The sequence below is a fragment of the Vitreimonas flagellata genome (genome assembly GCF_004634425.1).
GTDB classification, from domain to species: domain Bacteria; phylum Pseudomonadota; class Alphaproteobacteria; order Caulobacterales; family Aquidulcibacteraceae; genus Vitreimonas; species Vitreimonas flagellata.
The window spans coordinates 1,058,414-1,073,084 of the sequence record NZ_SBJL01000001.1; the positions used below are offsets into that span (position 1 = coordinate 1,058,414).

Annotated in this window: 17 protein-coding genes; 7 read left to right on the forward strand and 10 right to left on the reverse strand. The window is 63.7% G+C overall.

From position 1 onward, the window contains the following. Positions 1–105: 105 nt before the first annotated feature. Positions 106–1,566: a M48 family metalloprotease gene (locus EPJ54_RS05430; protein WP_135210632.1), complete on the forward strand. Its 1,461-nt coding sequence runs from the start codon at positions 106–108 to the stop codon at positions 1,564–1,566. On the opposite strand, the gene EPJ54_RS05435 is transcribed toward EPJ54_RS05430, so the two are convergent. From EPJ54_RS05435 to EPJ54_RS05445, 3 genes are read right to left on the reverse strand one after another with little or no spacing between them, the layout of a single operon-like run. Next, the gene (locus EPJ54_RS05435; protein WP_135210633.1) at positions 1,554–2,177 is read right to left on the reverse strand and encodes a D-Ala-D-Ala carboxypeptidase family metallohydrolase; all 624 of its coding nucleotides are present in this window, start codon (positions 2,175–2,177) and stop codon (positions 1,554–1,556) included. The genes EPJ54_RS05430 and EPJ54_RS05435 overlap by 13 nt on opposite strands. Next, positions 2,177–2,815, reverse strand: a complete 639-nt coding sequence (gene gmk / locus EPJ54_RS05440) for a guanylate kinase (protein WP_135210634.1) — start codon at positions 2,813–2,815, stop codon at positions 2,177–2,179. The genes EPJ54_RS05435 and gmk overlap by 1 nt, the downstream gene beginning before the upstream one ends. Continuing rightward, complete coding sequence (locus tag EPJ54_RS05445) at positions 2,805–3,674, reverse strand: YicC/YloC family endoribonuclease (RefSeq protein WP_167755587.1); 870 nt, start codon at positions 3,672–3,674, stop codon at positions 2,805–2,807. The genes gmk and EPJ54_RS05445 overlap by 11 nt, the downstream gene beginning before the upstream one ends. A gap of 107 nt (positions 3,675–3,781) precedes the next feature. Here EPJ54_RS05445 and EPJ54_RS05450 point away from each other — a divergent pair, with 107 nt between their 5' ends. Continuing rightward, on the forward strand, positions 3,782–4,051 hold the full coding sequence (locus EPJ54_RS05450) for a hypothetical protein (protein WP_135210636.1): 270 nt from the start codon (positions 3,782–3,784) through the stop codon (positions 4,049–4,051). 73 nt (positions 4,052–4,124) lie between these two features. On the opposite strand, the gene mltG is transcribed toward EPJ54_RS05450, so the two are convergent. The 7 genes from mltG to EPJ54_RS05485 form a co-directional block, all read right to left on the reverse strand. After that, entirely contained in the window at positions 4,125–5,189 is a 1,065-nt protein-coding gene (gene mltG / locus EPJ54_RS05455; RefSeq protein WP_135210637.1) for an endolytic transglycosylase MltG, read from the reverse strand. Then, positions 5,189–6,469 (reverse strand): beta-ketoacyl-ACP synthase II, encoded by a 1,281-nt coding sequence (gene fabF / locus EPJ54_RS05460; protein WP_135210638.1) that lies wholly within the window; start codon positions 6,467–6,469, stop codon positions 5,189–5,191. Before fabF ends, mltG begins: the two co-directional genes overlap by 1 nt. Before the next feature lie 16 nt (positions 6,470–6,485). Continuing rightward, complete coding sequence (locus EPJ54_RS05465) at positions 6,486–6,722, reverse strand: acyl carrier protein (protein WP_135210639.1); 237 nt, start codon at positions 6,720–6,722, stop codon at positions 6,486–6,488. Between the two features lie 129 nt (positions 6,723–6,851). Next, positions 6,852–7,592: a 3-oxoacyl-[acyl-carrier-protein] reductase gene (fabG, locus tag EPJ54_RS05470; RefSeq protein ID WP_135210640.1), complete on the reverse strand. Its 741-nt coding sequence runs from the start codon at positions 7,590–7,592 to the stop codon at positions 6,852–6,854. Positions 7,593–7,615: 23 nt separating this feature from the next. Next, positions 7,616–8,131, reverse strand: a complete 516-nt coding sequence (locus EPJ54_RS05475) for a DUF1697 domain-containing protein (protein ID WP_135210641.1) — start codon at positions 8,129–8,131, stop codon at positions 7,616–7,618. After that, positions 8,131–9,072, reverse strand: coding sequence for an ACP S-malonyltransferase (fabD, locus tag EPJ54_RS05480; RefSeq protein ID WP_135210642.1), 942 nt, complete (start codon positions 9,070–9,072; stop codon positions 8,131–8,133). Before fabD ends, EPJ54_RS05475 begins: the two co-directional genes overlap by 1 nt. A gap of 11 nt (positions 9,073–9,083) precedes the next feature. Beyond that, positions 9,084–9,542: a hypothetical protein gene (locus EPJ54_RS05485; protein WP_135210643.1), complete on the reverse strand. Its 459-nt coding sequence runs from the start codon at positions 9,540–9,542 to the stop codon at positions 9,084–9,086. Between the two features lie 212 nt (positions 9,543–9,754). Between EPJ54_RS05485 and rpsF the strand changes: the two genes are divergently transcribed. From rpsF to EPJ54_RS05510, 5 genes are all read left to right on the forward strand, one after another. Continuing rightward, positions 9,755–10,156: a 30S ribosomal protein S6 gene (gene rpsF, locus EPJ54_RS05490; protein ID WP_135210644.1), complete on the forward strand. Its 402-nt coding sequence runs from the start codon at positions 9,755–9,757 to the stop codon at positions 10,154–10,156. Positions 10,157–10,159: 3 nt separating this feature from the next. Next, entirely contained in the window at positions 10,160–10,438 is a 279-nt protein-coding gene (gene rpsR / locus EPJ54_RS05495) for a 30S ribosomal protein S18 (RefSeq protein ID WP_135210645.1), read from the forward strand. A gap of 12 nt (positions 10,439–10,450) precedes the next feature. After that, on the forward strand, positions 10,451–11,032 hold the full coding sequence (rplI, locus tag EPJ54_RS05500) for a 50S ribosomal protein L9 (protein ID WP_135210646.1): 582 nt from the start codon (positions 10,451–10,453) through the stop codon (positions 11,030–11,032). A 115-nt stretch (positions 11,033–11,147) separates the two neighbouring features. Next, the gene (locus tag EPJ54_RS05505; protein ID WP_135210647.1) at positions 11,148–13,067 is read left to right on the forward strand and encodes a S9 family peptidase; all 1,920 of its coding nucleotides are present in this window, start codon (positions 11,148–11,150) and stop codon (positions 13,065–13,067) included. A 140-nt stretch (positions 13,068–13,207) separates the two neighbouring features. Next, positions 13,208–14,671 (forward strand): replicative DNA helicase, encoded by a 1,464-nt coding sequence (locus EPJ54_RS05510; protein WP_135210648.1) that lies wholly within the window; start codon positions 13,208–13,210, stop codon positions 14,669–14,671.

The following is a 14,671-nucleotide window of genomic DNA, read 5'->3' on the forward strand; positions in this document are numbered from 1 at the left end:
GACTGTGTTGGATGATACGAATTGACTCAAAAGCCCCGGCGTCGCCGGGGCTTTTTCTTGTCCTGTGCTTTGCACTACGCTAGCACCAAGCGCAGGAGGGCCGATATGCAGCGTACGCGCCATTTCATCCGCAGCGTCATCCTCACAGCGCTCGCGTTCCCGCTTATCGCCTGCGCGACCATCGACTCCACCGCAGACGCGCCCTCAGTCGCCGCCAACGAGCGCGTGCGCGCTGGCCAACAGCATCCCCAAGTCGTCGCGCAATTCGGCGGCGCGGTGGAAGGCCCGCTTGGAACTTACGTTTCCAGCGTCGGCGAGCGCGTGGCGGCGGCAGCTGGCATTCCCGGCCAATGCACCTTCACAGTGATCAATTCCGACGTCGTCAACGCCTTCGCCGTACCCGGCTGCTACATCTACATCACGCGCGGCCTGCTCGCGATCATGAACTCGGAAGACGAACTCGCCTCCGTGCTCGGCCACGAAGTCGGCCACGTGGTCGCCGACCACTCCGCGCGCCGGCAAAACACCGCCACCATGACCACGCTGGGCGCCATCGTCGCCGGCGTACTCACCGGCTCGGGCGACATCGCGCAACTCGCGGGGCAAGCCGGCCAACTTTACGCGCTGAATTATTCGCGCGATCAGGAATACGAGGCCGACGATCTTGGCGTCCGTTATCTGCTCACCAACGGCTACAACGCCTACGCGGCCGCCGACATGCTGCATGCGCTGGGCCTCAATGACGCGCTCACCACGCGCACCAGCCAGCGCGACACCGCAAGCGCCATTCCAGCCTGGGCGCGCACGCACCCGCTCTCCGCCGACCGCGTCACCCGCGCGACGGGCCGGGCACAAGCCGCCGGCGCCGTACGCGGTGCGCCGCCGGAACGCACGCAGCCCTATCTGCAAGCCATCAGCGGCATGATCTATGGCGACGATCCCGCGCAGGGCTTCGTCAATGGCCGCACGTTTGCGCATCCCGGCATGCGCATCGCCTTCGATGCGCCGCAGGGCTTTACGCTCACCAACACAACCACCGCCGTGCTGATCGCTGGACCAAACAATGCGCGGGCGCAATTCTCAGGCGGCGTGCTGCCGTCGGAAGGATTGGAAGCCTACGCCAATGCGCGCCTGCGCCAACTCATCGGCCAAGCCCGCGCGCAAATTGGCCAGGCACAGCGCAGCACCACGAATGGCTTAGAGACTGTCTCCATTCCCGCACGCGCGCAGACACAGCAGGGCCAGATCGTGGACGTCTCGGTCACCGCTTATCGCGTGAACGATCGCGTCTATCATTTCCTCACGCTGGCGCCGCAAGGCGGCGGCGCGGCGATGACGCCGATGCTCGGCTCCATGCGCACGCTCACCACGCAGCAAGCCGCCGCGTTGCGCCCGCGCCGCATCGAACTCGTGCAAGTCGGTGCGCGCGACACGGCGCAAAGTCTGTCACGCCGCATGGCCTATGACGATTACCAGCTCGAGCGCTTCCTCGCGATCAACGGGCTCGACAGCGCAAGCGCGCTCCGCGCCGGCGAAGCGGTGAAGATCGTCACTTACGCGCGCTGATCAGGATCATCGGTCGAACCACAGGGCGAACTTGCGGCGCGGAAGTCCGCGCCCCAGCGGCGATAGCGGGTCGCGTCAATATGGAAGCGGCGGGCCTGATAGATGCCCATGCCGATGTCGAACCGCGCACCCTGGCGTGCGTGGAGCGGGCACAGCACCGCGATCAACCGCTCGCGCGTGACCGATGGATTACGTGGCACAAGATCAAGCGCATGGAAGGCGCGATGCGTGCTTCGAGACGCGCCGCGCACGCAATCGTTGAACGCCTGATCACGATAGCCAGAGGCGACCGTCACTTGACCGATCATCGGCTCAACATGATCGCGCACAAAGCGCAGCGTCGGCACTATGTGCGGCCATGTTTCTTCCGGCGGCATCGTGAACGGCTCGACGACACATTGCGGCGCAAGGCGATCCGTCAACCAAAGCTCGCGCGCCGGGACGACATCGGCGACGCCTTCGCGCTCCAGCATTGCTTCGAACCGTGCGAAGGCCGGGGCACGCGAAGCGTGCGCCGACAACCATCGTTCAAATTCAGACTGTCCCGCAGGCGTGATCTCGGACGTGCACGCACCAACAAACAACATCAGTGCGATGAGCCAACGCCGCATCAAATCCCCTGTTTCAGCCGCTCCACGTGCAGCTTGAGCCAGAGCTGACGGTTCCGCTTCAGCCGCTCCGCCGCCAGGATTTGCTTCACTTGCGCCAGCGTCTGCTCCAGCAGCGTGTTGACCAGCACGTAATCGTATTCTTCCCAATGGCTGATCTCGTTCAGCGAGCGCGCCATGCGCGAATTGATCACCTCTTCGCTGTCTTCCGCGCGCGCACGCAGACGCCGCTCCAACTCCGCCATCGAGGGCGGCAGAATGAAGATGCCAACCACGTCCTGCGGCTCAGCCGCGCGCAGGGCGCGCGCGCCCTGCCAATCGACGTCGAACAACACGTCCTTGCCTTGAATCAGCATCGCTTCGACCGGGGCGCGCGGCGTGCCGTAATGATTGCCGAACACAAGGGCGTGCTCGAGAAACTCGCCGCGATCGGCCATTTCCTCGAACGCTTCGCGCTGCATGAATTTGTATTCGCGGCCGTCGACCTCGCTCGGTCGCGGCGCGCGCGTGGTGGCCGACACCGACAACGACATGTTGTCGTCCGACTCTAGAAGTTTCCGCGCCAGGGTGGATTTGCCGGCGCCCGACGGGCTCGACAGCACGAACATCAGCCCGCGCCGCGCGACGTGTTCATTCAACATTGGCGGCTTGCTCCTTGATCTGATCGACCAACGTTTTCAAATCGAGCCCAATCCGCGTGAGTTCGAGATCGGCCGATTTGGAACATAGCGTGTTGGCTTCGCGCGTAAGCTCCTGGCTCAGAAAGTCGAGCCGACGCCCCGCGGGCTCAGGCTTCGTGAGCAATTGGCGCAGCTCAAGCGTATGCGCCGAAAGCCGCTCCAATTCTTCCTGCACGTCCGCACGCGTCGCCGCGATCGCCGCTTCCTGCGCTACGCGCGCGGGATCGAGCTTCACCTCGGGAGAAAGCGAGTCCAGCCGCTGCTTGATCCGCTCCAAAGCCGCCGTCGGCGCAGCCGCAGCGGACGTCCGCGCCGCCGCGATCAGCGTCTCCATGCGGTCCGCCGCGTCCGAGAACACCGCGCGCAACGCACGCCCCTCGGCCTGACGCGCCTGCGCGAGCTTCGCCAACGTATCGTTGAAGCCAGAGAGCAATGTCGCTTCCAACGCGGCGCGCTCTTCCTCGCTCTGCTCGACGCCATCTTCTGCGGCCAGTACGCCGCGCACGCTGAGCAGTCCATCCCAGGACGGCTTGCCGACGCGATCGCCAAACGTCTCGCCCGCTTGCAGCAGACGCTCCACTAAAGCGAAATCGATCTTCAACGCCGCCGCGGCCGCCGCATCTCGCGCCAAATTCAACGACGCCTGCAACGAGCCGCGTTTGAACTTCGCGTTCGCCGCCGCGCGCAGCGCTGGCTCCAGCGTGTCGAAGCCCTGCGGCAGGCGCAGCTTCAGATCCAACCCGCGCCCGTTGACGCTCTTCACTTCCCAGATCCAACGCTGGCCGGCGTGTTCTCCCTCGCTCCGCGCGAATCCTGTCATGCCCGAAATGCTCATGAGCGACCTTGTCGCGTATTTTTGCCCCAAGTGTCACGCGACCTTTATGCGACTCAGGCATCCAGGGCGCGGGTAAGACAGGGGCTTGGCCCATGACGCTGGCGACCACGACATCCGCGACGACGGGCCTGCGCTTGGCGCGCACCGGCTACACCCCTGATCTCATGCTCTTTGTCCTTGCCGTCGCACTCTGCATCGCCTTGCTTTTCCAGGGTGGCCTCGATGCCTTGATCGGCGCGGGCGTCGGCGCCTGGTTCAGCGCGCGCAATCCGAGAACTGCGCTCTCAGGCGCATTTGCCGGGCTTTTCGTCGGCGCTCTATTCGCCGCCTTCTTTCACGATGCGCTCACGGCGCTCGTCTGACCGTACAGCCCCGCGGCCTCGACCCTGGCCGCACCTCAACGCCTCCCAAGCTTCGGGAGGCGTTTCTTTTGGTTTAGTTTGCGCGCTCTTGCGCCAGCCGCTCGGCTTCGATCACACGCCAGCGCGCGACGTTCGCATTGTGCTCCGCCAACGTCGACGCGAAGATGTGGCCGCCGCTGCCATCGGCGACAAAGAAGATCGCATCGCTTTGCGCCGGGTTGGCCGTCGCTTCGAGCGCCGCGCGGCCGGGATTGGAAATCGGCGTCGGCGGCAGGCCGTCGATGCGATAGGTGTTGTAGCCCGTATCGAGCGCGATCTCGCTTTGACGAATGGTGCGGCGCTGGCCTTGCGCATTGACCAAACGGCCATCAACGCAGCGATCCGGATAACGCAGGCAAACGCCGTAAATGATCGTTGGATCGGTTTCCAAACGCATCGGCCGGCGCAAGCGATTGATGAACACGCTCGCCACCATCGGCCGCTCGGCCGCAATGCCCGTCTCGCGCTCCACGATTGACGCGAGATTTACGAGATCAGCCGGCGTCTCGAGCGGCAAATTGGGCGCACGATTGGCCCAAATTTCAGCGACCGCTTCATCATGCGCCTCGCGCATCTGCTGCAGCAACGCCGCGCGCGTCATGCCGCGCTGCACGTGATACGTATCCGGCAGGATCGACCCTTCTGGCGGCGCTTCCGGCATCTCGCCGGTCAACACATCGCTCTCTTCGAGAATGCGCATCACACCGGCGATGGTGATGCCTTCCGGAAATGTGATGGCGTGCTGCAATGCATCGCCACTCGCCATCATCTCCACGATCTCGCGCACCGAAGCGCCCGCCGGGATTTGATACTCGCCGGCTTGCAACGTGGAGCCCGCCGCGAAAATGCGATTGGCGACACGGAAAAGCAGCGGATCAGTGATGAGATTCTCGCGCTGCAGATCAGCGGCGATCGAGGCGCCCGTGGCGCCGCTCTCGACCATGAACGCCGTATCTTGCGTGGAAGGGCCAGGACGCGAAATCGCACTATAGAAGAACGCGCCCGCGAACACCGCGCCGAGCACGACGAAGACCGCGCCCCAAAACAGGAAAGATGAGAAGCCGCCGCTCTTGCGGCGAGGCGCTGGCGCCCGTGCCATTAATCCACCGCGGTCAGGATCACAGCGGCGTTGGTGCCGCCGAACCCGAACGAGTTCGACATCGCCGCCTTCACAGGCTTCTTCTTTGCCGTGAGCGGCGTCAAATCTATGGCGGTCTCGACCGAGGGATTGTCCAAATTCAGCGTCGGCGGGATCACGCCATCGCGGATCGCCAGCGCGCAGAAGATGGTCTCGACCGCGCCGGCCGCGCCCAGCAAGTGCCCGATCGCGGACTTGGTGGACGACATCGAGAGGTTCGCCGCCGAATTGCCGAACAGACGCTCGATCGCGCGCAATTCGATCTCATCGCCCAGCGGGGTCGATGTGCCATGCGCGTTGACGTAATCGATGTCGCTCGCGCTCATGCCGGCGTTCTTCAACGCAGCGCTCATGGCGCGGAAGCCGCCGTCGCCGTCCTCGGCCGGCGCCGTGATATGATAGGCGTCGCCCGAGAGGCCATAGCCCTTCACTTCGGCGTAAATCTTCGCGCCGCGCGCCTTGGCGTGCTCGTACTCTTCGAGCACCAAGCAGCCTGCGCCCTCGCCCATGACGAAACCATCGCGGCCCTTGTCATACGGACGCGACGCCTTCTCCGGCGTGTCGTTGTATTCGGTGGACATCGCGCGCAGTGCGCAGAAACCAGCCATCGCCAGACGCGATACCGCAGCTTCAGCGCCGCCCGCGATCATCACGTCCGCATCGCCGTAGATGATCAAACGCGCCGCATCGCCGACAGCATGAGCGCCGGTGGCGCACGCGGTGACGACCGCATGGTTCGGTCCACGGAAACCGTGGCGAATGGAAACTTGGCCCGACGCCAAATTGATAAGCGCGCTCGGAATAAAGAACGGCGAAATCTTACGCGGGCCATCCTTCTCCAGAATGAGCGCGTTGTTGCCGATCGCTTCGATGCCGCCAATGCCCGACCCGATCAGTACGCCGGTGCGGTTCTTGGCTTCATCGTCTTGCGGCTTCCAGCCGGAATCGGCCACCGCTTCGTCAGCCGCGGCGATCGCGAACAGGATAAAATCCTCGATGCGGCGCTGCTCCTTTGGAGACAGCGTCTTGTCCGCGTCGAACGCGTGCGCATCGCCAGAGCCGCCGCCGCGTCCATCGACGCGGGGCACAACGCAAGCGATCCGGCACGGCAAATCGTCCACTTTGAAGTGTTCGATTTTGTTCGCGCCGGATTTGCCCGCGATGAGCCGCTCCCACGTCGCCGGCGCATTGCCAGCGAGCGGGGAAACAAGCCCGATCCCTGTGATGACAACGCGCCTCATGCGCGTACTCAGAGCCTCAGCCCTGCTTTTCGCTGATGAATTTCACGGCGTCGCCGACCGTCTGGATGTGCTCGGCCGCATCATCCGGGATCTCGATGCCGAATTCTTCTTCGAACGCCATGACAAGCTCGACGTTGTCCAAGCTGTCCGCGCCGAGGTCATCGATGAACGAAGCCTTCTCGACCACCTTCTCCGGCGGGGCTTCGAGATGCTTGATCACGATCGCCTTCACGCGCTCAAAAACTTCCGACATGCACGCCTCGCCTTGAAGATTGGGCTGAATAATCATTCACGTTCCGAAGAACGCTTGTGAGCGGCCTTTTGACCACACGCGGCCCGCCACGCAAGCCTTTTTCTCTCTTTCGGCGCCCTTGAAGGCGCCTCAGATCATCGCCATGCCGCCGTTTACGTGGAGCGTCTGGCCCGTCATGTAGCCGGCCTCGTCGCTGGCCAGATAAACCGCAGCCGCCGCTACATCAGACCCTTCGCCCAGCCGGCCGGCGGGGATTTTGCCCAAAAGCGCGGATTTTTGCGCTTCGTTGAGCACGTCCGTCATCGGCGAGCTGATGAAGCCTGGCGCGATGCAATTGGCGGTGACGTTGCGGCTGGCGACTTCGGCGGCCAACGCCTTGGTGAAGCCGATCATGCCCGCTTTGGACGCCGCATAATTCGCCTGTCCGGGGTTTCCGGTGACGCCCACAACCGAAGTGATGCCGATGATCCGGCCCCAACGGTTCTTCATCATATTGCGCAGCGCCGCGCGCGAGAGCCGGAAATAGCTCTCCAGATTGATCTTCAGAACGTTCTGAAAATCGTCGTCCTTCATGCGCAGCAGAAGACCGTCCTTGGTGATGCCGGCATTGGCCACCAGAATGTCCAAACGCCCACCCAGTGCGGTCTCCGCTTGCCCGATGAGCGCGTCCACCGCAGCCGGATCGGAGAGATTGCACGGCGTGATCACGTGATCGCCGCCGAGCTCCGCCTTCACCTTCTCCAGCGCTTCCACGCGCGTGCCCGAGAGCGCGACCTTCGCGCCGCTCTGCGCCAATGCCTTGGCGATCGCCCCGCCAATGCCGCCCGAAGCGCCCGTCACGAGCGCGGTCTTTCCGCTGAGATTAAACATGAAACCCTCTTCTAGCCGGTCCCTTATGCCGCGCGCGCCGCCGCCGCAAGTTTGGTGACCGTGTTCCAATTCCGCGACGTGGCCAGCTGAGGAGTCTTCAGCTTGGATGGACCTTGGCCCTGTGGAAACTTGATGTAGAGGCAATTCTCGCCCTGCACCCATTCCTCGCCGGTCAGCGCCGTCTTCCCCATCGCCTCAAGCTCCGCCGCCGACGCCGCCTTGCGCATGAAGGCGACGACCATGAATTGCGGCGTAGAACGCGTGAACGGCGCGAATGGATTGGCGTCGATCACCGCCTCCAGCTGATCGGCGTCGCGCACGTGCGCATCCGTCGCCAGACCGAGCCCATCGAGGATCACCCGTTCGAGCTTCGACTCCAGCTTCGCACCCTCGAGCTTAGCATCGAGCACGACATTGCCGCTCGCCAGCAGCGTGCGCACATTGATAAAGCCCGCCGCCTCAAGCACCTCGCGCAATTCCGCCATCACCACTTGGCGCTTGCCTAAGTTCACGCCGCGCAGGAGCGCAACCTGGCGCATCAAACGCTCTTCGCGAACGCTTCCAAATCAGCGGGCTCATTCAGCGCCAGAGTCTCCGCATCCGGCGCATTGCGCTTCACCATGCCGGACAGCTGCTTACCCGCGCCAACTTCGATGAAGCGCGCGACACTGCCTTCTGTCGCCATCCATTCGATGCTCTCGCGCCAGCGCACGCGGCCGGTCACTTGCTCCACAAGCAGCTTGCGGATCGTCGTCGGCTCATTCACTGGGCGCGCCGTGACGTTCGCCACTACAGGCGCGGCTAACGGGGCGATCGAGGCGCCAGCCAGAGCTTCCGCCATCGCGTCGGCCGCGGGCTGCATCAGCGGCGAGTGAAACGGCGCCGACACGTTGAGCGCAATCGCGCGCGCGCCTTTTTCCTTCGCGTAGGCCAAAGCCGCGTCGATGCCCGCCTTCGAGCCGGAGATCACGACATTGCCGACGTTATTGTCGTTGGCGACAACGCACGGCCCCGCTTCCGCGCCCTTCGCCGCGATCTCTTCGGCCAACGCGACATCGACCTTGCCGATCAACGCCGCCATCGCGCCTTCACCGACCGGCACCGCCGCTTGCATCGCGTTGCCGCGCGTGCGTAGCAGCCGCGCGGCATCCGTCACTGACAAAGCGCCAGCAGCCGCGAGTGCTGAATATTCGCCGAGCGAATGGCCCGCCACGAACGCGGCCTTGCCAGCGCCCACGCCAAACTCGCGATCGAGCACGCGCATCGCCGCCAAGCTCACCGCCATCAGCGCCGGCTGGGCATTGGCGGTCAGCGTCAGATCGTCAGCCGGGCCCTCGAAGATCAGCTTCGACAGCTTCTCGCCCAGCGCCTCGTCGACCTCCTGAAACACCTCGCGCGCGGCGCCGAATGCGTCGTGAAGAGACTTGCCCATGCCGGGCGCCTGGCTCCCCTGACCGGGGAAAATAAAGGAAATGCTCATGGGGCGGCGGCTTATCGCCTTGGCTGAGCCGGAGCAACGTGCGCGGCCAACTCCGCTGGAAAATTCAGCCTAAGACAGATGCTCATCGCTTCGGTTGAGGCGCCCGAGACGAGCACCGGCGCGACTTCAAAACGCCCCGCCAAATTCAGCGCCGCCTGGTCGAACCCGCGTCCCTGCGGCGTCTCACGAGACACGGCGCAGGAGAGCCCAAAATCCTCTCGAACACGGCAGGCAAGCTCAACCGCGCCGTCAATTGGCTCGGCCAACGCCTCGTGTGGGTATTGTTCGACGAACTGCCCATTATGCGGCCGACGTATCCAGACCAGCCCCGAGACTTGCTCGCGATCAGCGCATGCGACCGGATCCATGAGGTCAGCAGTGCTGGGCAATGGCGTTGGTTTATCAATCGCCCGCGCTGGCGGCGCGAAAGTGATGAACGCAACGAGCAGAGCCAGTACCGCCATACGCATTCAATGGCTGCTAAGGCAGCGAAATCCCCCGCACAAGCGGTCCCGCACCAATCCCAACCCCAAATCCCCAGCCATCCCCTTGCTTCCGGGGCCGAAATGCGTATTTTCCGCGCCTTCGATCCGCGGCCCCAGGAGCATCCGCTACCTGGGGTCCATCGTTTTGGCCGGTTCTTCCCCGGTCCGAGCGCCGCGGGTCTCCGGAAGAGGACAATATGGCTTATTACGAACACGTGCTTATCGCGCGGCCGGAAATCTCGCCGCAGCAGGTCGACACCATCGTCGAAGAAATCACCAATACGATCAAGGAATTGGGCGGCACGACCACCAAGACCGAGTATTGGGGCCTGCGCAACCTGACTTACCGCATCCGCAAGAACCGCAAGGGCCACTACGCCCTCATCAATATCGACGCCCCGGCCCCGGCCGTGCACGAGCTTGAGCGGCGCCTGCGCATCAACGAAGACATCATGCGCTTCAAGACCATCCGCGTCGAGGAACTCGACGAAGAGCCCTCTCCGATCCTGGCCCGCCGGGACCGTGAAGAGCGTCGCCGTTCGCGCCGTGAAGGCCGCGACGGTGAGGATGGTGGTGAGTTTGAAGGCGGGGAGGACTAATCCATGGCTGCTAAAGCTGCAAAAGGCGCCCCGAAGTTCAACATCTCGAACATTCCGGCCCGCCGCCCGTTCGGCCGTCGGCGTAAGGTTTGCCCGTTCTCGGGCAACGCATCGCCGAAGATCGACTACAAGGACGTGAAGCTGCTCCAACGCTACATCAGCGAAAAGGGCAAGATCGTCCCGGCGCGTATCACCGCCGTTTCCGCCAAGAAGCAACGCGAACTCGCGCGCGCCATTAAGCTGGCTCGTGAACTCGCGCTTCTGCCGTTCGCCGTTCAGTAAGGAGGCAAGCCCATGCAAGTCATCCTGCTCGAACGCGTCGAGAATCTCGGCGTCATTGGCGACGAAGTGAAGGTGCGCGACGGCTTCGCCCGCAACTTCCTTCTCCCGCAAAAGAAGGCGCTACGCGCCACCGACGCGAACCGCAAGGTTTTCGAAGGCCGCCGCGCCGAACTCGAAGCCAAGAACGCCGAAGCCAAGGCCGCCGCCGAAAAGGCGTCCAAGAAGATCGATGGCGAAAGCTACGTGCTCATCCGCCAAGCGGGTGAAGCTGGTCAGCTTTACGGCTCGGTCTCGTCGCGCGACATCGCCGACGAAATCGCCAAGGCCGGCGGCAAGATCGATCGCAACGCGGTCGTTCTCGACAAGCCGATCAAGACGGTTGGCGTCTATGACGTGCGCGTCCGCCTCCACGCGGAAGTGTACGCGACGGTGAAGGCCAACGTGGCGCGCTCGGCTGACGAAGCTGAACGCCAAGCCAAGGGCGAGAACGTCATCACGGCCGCCGCCGAAGCGCAACGCGCTGACGCGGAAGCTGCGGCGAAGGAACTCGCGGCCAACTCGATCACCAACGATCCGAGCGCCCGCGCCGAATAAGCGCGATCAGGCATCCAAACGCGAAGGCCCGTGCATCCAGCGATGCGCGGGCCTTTTCTTTTGGCCCAGCGTCTGCGCGCGTCTAAGATCGCGCCAAACCATCCGAGGGGACCTCATGATCAACCGACGCACCCTGCTCGCCGGCACAGCCGCCACGTTCGCCGCCGCCTGCGCCAGCACCGGCGGCAATAGCGCGCTGCCGCATCAAACCTATTCCGCGCAGGCCTTCTTCCAGACAACGTCCTACGCTCAAGCCGCCCCCGCCGGCTTCGCCTTCTCGCCGGACGGGCGCCGCATCCTGATCGCCAACGATTCAAGCGGCGTCTTCAATGCCTATTCGCTGTCGATCGAAGGCGGCGCACCGCAGCAGCTCACCCAATCGGCCGACAACGCCACGTTCGCGATCTCGTATTTCCCGAATGACGAGCGCATCCTCGTCAGCGCCGACCAAGGCGGCAACGAACTCAATCACGTCTATGTGCGTGAGCGCGACGGCACGCTGCGCGATCTGACGCCGGGCGAAAACGTCAAAGCCGATTTCCTGGCCTGGCGCGCGGACGGTAATGCGTTCTGGATCACGTCGAACGCGCGCAACCCGCAAGTGTTCGATCTCTACGAATACGACGCGACCACGTACGCAAGCCAGCTTGTCTATCAAAACCCAGGCATGGAAATCGCCGACATCACGCGCAACGGCCGCTGGCTGGCGCTCGTACGCCCGCGCACCAGCGCCGACAGCGATGTCTTCCTGGTCAATCTGCACGCGCGCGATATGCGCGAGCCACGCCTCATCACTGAGCATACCGGCAACATCTCTTACGGCGTCTATGAATTCACACCCGATGGTTCAGCGCTGATCTACGGCACGGACGAGCACGGCGAGTACAATCAAGCCTGGCGTTACGATCTCGCCACCGCCGAGAAAACGCCTTTGATCCAGGCCGAATGGGACGTGATGTTCGTCGTCCATTCGCCGAGCGGCCGCTATCGCGTGTCCGCCATCAACGCGGACGCCTCAACGGAAGTGACGATCCTCGACACGCGCAGCAACCAAGCCGTGCGTCTCAGCGGCGTGCCAGCGGGCGATCTGGGCGGCGTGCGATTCAACCGCGACGAAACCCGCCTCGCCTTCACCGTCGCCTCTGACACCTCGCCGTCGGACGTCTTCACGGCGCCGCTCAACACCGGCGTCGCCACGCGCCTCACCCACGCGCTCAATCCGGCGATCAACGAAGATCTGCTCGTTGAAGCGACGGTCCAGCGCTATCCGAGCTTCGACGGCCTTCAAATCCCCGGCATTCTCTATCGCCCGCGCACGGCCAGCGCATCAAACCGCGCGCCCGCGATCGTACTGGTGCACGGCGGCCCAGGCGGACAAAGCCGTCGCGGTTATTCGGCGATGATCCAGCATCTCGTGAACCACGGCTACGCTGTGTTCGCGGCCAACAATCGCGGCTCGTCGGGCTACGGCAAAACCTTCTTCCATCTCGACGATCGCCGTCACGGCGAAGTCGATCTCGACGACATCGTCTATGCCCGCCGTTATCTCGAAACCCTCGATTGGGTGGATGGCGAACGCATCGGCATCATGGGCGGCTCGTACGGCGGCTACATGGTCGCGGCGGCGCTCGCCTTCCGCCCGGACGCGTTCGATGTCGGCGTTAACATTTTCGGCGTCACCAATTGGGAGCGCACGCTCAACTCAATCCCGCCGTGGTGGGCGAGCTTCCGCGAAGCCCTCTATGACGAAATGGGCGATCCGGCGACGGACGCCGAACGCCACCGCCGCATCTCGCCGCTCTTCCACGCGCAGAACATTCGGAAGCCCTTGCTCGTCGTGCAAGGCGCGAACGATCCGCGCGTGTTGCAAGTGGAGAGCGACGAACTGGTCGCCGCCGTGCGCGCCAACAACGTGCCGGTCGAATACGTGCTCTTCCCCGACGAAGGCCACGGCTTCCTCCGCAAAGAAAACCGCATCACCGCCCAAGAGGCGTATCTGCGCTTCCTGGATCAATATCTCCGCAGCCGGTCGTAAGCTCAGAACCTCCCCCGCCCGCGGGGGAGGATTCTCCGTTCCGCGTCAACAACAAAAATAAGTGCACGACTCAGCAAAAGCACGCGTCAAGGTTTCGGGCCGTCAACGATTGGCGGCCCGAATCGGCGCAAGATGCGGCCATGAGTTCCCAACAAGCGCTTCCGCTTGGTGCGCCGGCCTCGGCCCCACAACAGCGCGTCACCCCGCACAATCTCGAAGCCGAGCAGGCGCTGCTCGGCGCCATCCTGTTCGACAATGAAACGCTGAACCGGATCACGCAGCAGCTGCGCCCGCAGCATTTCTACGATCCCGTGCACGGCCGCATCTTCGCCGCCTGCCAAGAGATGATCGCCACCGGCCACATCGCCGACGGCGTGACGCTAAAGGAGCGCTTCGCGCGCGACGGCGGCATCAAGGAGATCGGCGGCGCCGTCTATCTGATGAAGCTGATGGATCTCGCAGCACCGCTTTCGGCGCAGGCGCAATCCTACGCTGAACTCATCTACGACATGGCGCTGCGCCGCGAACTCATTCGCGTCGGCAATGTCATCGCCGATCTCGCCGAAAACCCGCCAGAGCGCCACGACGCCAAGGACATCATCGAAGAAGCCGAGCGCACGCTCTTCACGCTCGCCGAAAGCGGCGGCGCCAACAAAGGCTTCCAGGACTTCCGCACCGCGCTCACCGCCTCGATCAACGTCGCCACCGCCGCCAAAAACCGCGGCTCAGACGTCTCCGGCATCTCCACCGGCTTCCGCGATCTCGATCATCTGATGGGCGGCCTGCACGGCTCCGACCTCATCATTCTCGCCGGTCGTCCGTCGATGGGCAAAACCGCGTTCGCGCTGAACCTCGCGATGAACGTGGCGCGCATCAAACAGAAAGCGCTGCAGGAAAATCCCGAAGCCGAACATCTCGGCGGCACAGTCGGCTTCTTCTCACTCGAAATGTCGGCCGAGCAATTGGCGACACGTATTCTGTCGGACTTCGCCGGAATCGAGTCGCATCGCATTCGCCAAGGCAAAATCGACAAGGACGAATATGTCCGCCTCGCGGACTCCGCCACCGAACTACAAATGCTGCCGCTGCACGTCGACGAAACCGGCGGCATTTCCATCGGCGCGCTGACCAATCGCGCGCGGCGCTTGAAACGCACCTCTGGCCTCGACCTCATCGTCGTCGACTACCTCCAGCTCGTCACCGGCTCCGGCAAGACCGACGGCCGCGTGCAGGAAGTCTCGGAAGTCACCCAGGGCCTCAAAGCGTTGGCCAAGGATCTGCAAGTCCCGGTCATCGCGCTCTCCCAACTCTCGCGCCAAGTCGAATCCCGCGAAGACAAACGCCCGCAGCTCTCAGACCTGCGCGAATCCGGCTCGATCGAGCAGGACGCCGACATCGTCATGTTCGTGTATCGCGAGGAATATTACCTAAGCCGCGCCGAGCCCGAACAAGGCACCGAGGCGCACTTCACCTGGGAGCAGAAGCGCGCCGCGGTTGCGAACCGGGCTGAGCTCATTATAGGCAAGAACCGCCACGGCCCCATCGAAACGGTGCATCTCAATTTCCACGGTCAATTCACCCGATTCAGCTCCATCGCCCGCTGA

Bases quoted from the DNA above. Each gene is read 5' to 3' on its own strand.
- rpsF (WP_135210644.1), top strand. From the start codon at position 9,755: ATGGCTTATTACGAACACGTGCTTATCGCGCGGCCGGAAATCTCGCCG.
- EPJ54_RS05510 (WP_135210648.1), top strand. From the start codon at position 13,208: ATGAGTTCCCAACAAGCGCTTCCGCTTGGTGCGCCGGCCTCGGCCCCA.
- EPJ54_RS05430 (WP_135210632.1), top strand. From the start codon at position 106: ATGCAGCGTACGCGCCATTTCATCCGCAGCGTCATCCTCACAGCGCTC.
- fabD (WP_135210642.1), bottom strand. From the start codon at position 9,072: ATGAGCATTTCCTTTATTTTCCCCGGTCAGGGGAGCCAGGCGCCCGGC.
- EPJ54_RS05505 (WP_135210647.1), top strand. From the start codon at position 11,148: ATGATCAACCGACGCACCCTGCTCGCCGGCACAGCCGCCACGTTCGCC.
- gmk (WP_135210634.1), bottom strand. From the start codon at position 2,815: ATGTTGAATGAACACGTCGCGCGGCGCGGGCTGATGTTCGTGCTGTCG.
- EPJ54_RS05465 (WP_135210639.1), bottom strand. From the start codon at position 6,722: ATGTCGGAAGTTTTTGAGCGCGTGAAGGCGATCGTGATCAAGCATCTC.
- EPJ54_RS05475 (WP_135210641.1), bottom strand. From the start codon at position 8,131: ATGCGCCAGGTTGCGCTCCTGCGCGGCGTGAACTTAGGCAAGCGCCAA.
- fabF (WP_135210638.1), bottom strand. From the start codon at position 6,469: ATGAGGCGCGTTGTCATCACAGGGATCGGGCTTGTTTCCCCGCTCGCT.
- rplI (WP_135210646.1), top strand. From the start codon at position 10,451: ATGCAAGTCATCCTGCTCGAACGCGTCGAGAATCTCGGCGTCATTGGC.
- EPJ54_RS05445 (WP_167755587.1), bottom strand. From the start codon at position 3,674: ATGACAGGATTCGCGCGGAGCGAGGGAGAACACGCCGGCCAGCGTTGG.
- EPJ54_RS05450 (WP_135210636.1), top strand. From the start codon at position 3,782: ATGACGCTGGCGACCACGACATCCGCGACGACGGGCCTGCGCTTGGCG.
- EPJ54_RS05435 (WP_135210633.1), bottom strand. From the start codon at position 2,177: ATGCGGCGTTGGCTCATCGCACTGATGTTGTTTGTTGGTGCGTGCACG.
- mltG (WP_135210637.1), bottom strand. From the start codon at position 5,189: ATGGCACGGGCGCCAGCGCCTCGCCGCAAGAGCGGCGGCTTCTCATCT.
- EPJ54_RS05485 (WP_135210643.1), bottom strand. From the start codon at position 9,542: ATGCGTATGGCGGTACTGGCTCTGCTCGTTGCGTTCATCACTTTCGCG.
- fabG (WP_135210640.1), bottom strand. From the start codon at position 7,592: ATGTTTAATCTCAGCGGAAAGACCGCGCTCGTGACGGGCGCTTCGGGC.
- rpsR (WP_135210645.1), top strand. From the start codon at position 10,160: ATGGCTGCTAAAGCTGCAAAAGGCGCCCCGAAGTTCAACATCTCGAAC.